Below are 630 nucleotides of genomic sequence, written 5' to 3' on the forward strand. Positions count from 1 at the left end.
CCTCACGACGATCCCCGCCGCCGAAGCCGCCGGAACGCTCGCCACCTTCACGGCGATCCCCACCACGGAAGCCGCCGGGACGATCCCCGCTGTCGCGACGGAAGCCACCCTCTCGACGGTCACCACCTCGGAAACCGCCGGAGCGGTCACCACCTTCGCGGCGATCCCCACTGCGGAACCCGCCCTCGCGACGCTCCCCGCCGGGACGGTCGCTGTTGTCGCGACGGAAGCCACCCCGCCGGTCGTCGCCATCGCGGGGGGTGCCGCGGTCGGCACTGTAGCCGCGGTCGCGGTCGCCGTCGCGGCGGAAGCCGCCGGACCGCGAACGGTCAGCCCCGTCACCGCGGCCGTCGCGGGAGCCACGCTCCCGGTCGCGGTCGTCGCGGTACGACGGGCGGTCGTCCCGGCGGAAGCCGCGGTCACGGCCCTCGGGCCGGCCCTCGTGGCTCCGGGGACGGTCTCCGCCCTGAGCTCCTGAACTCACAGGTACATCCTTCCTAAGTGCGCCATTCCATAGCGCAACGCAGTCGAGGGGCCGCCCCCATACGGGGGGCCCGCGACGGGAAAGTGTTTACCGCGGTTTAGGACTATACCCAAACCACCCCACGGGAGTAAACAAGGCGCGGGTGG

The 630-nt window shown here is 72.5% G+C and carries 1 protein-coding gene; it reads left to right on the forward strand.

Going from position 1 to position 630, the window contains the following annotated elements; genetic code table 11:
* The coding region (locus ACLQ2T_RS29265; protein WP_425769580.1) for a hypothetical protein at window positions 1-478 on the forward strand (478 nt) is incomplete at its 5' end.
* Between the last annotated feature and the right edge of the window lie 152 nt (window positions 479-630).

The organism is Micromonospora sp. DT229, assembly GCF_049844505.1.
Taxonomy (GTDB): Bacteria; Actinomycetota; Actinomycetes; order Mycobacteriales; family Micromonosporaceae; genus Micromonospora.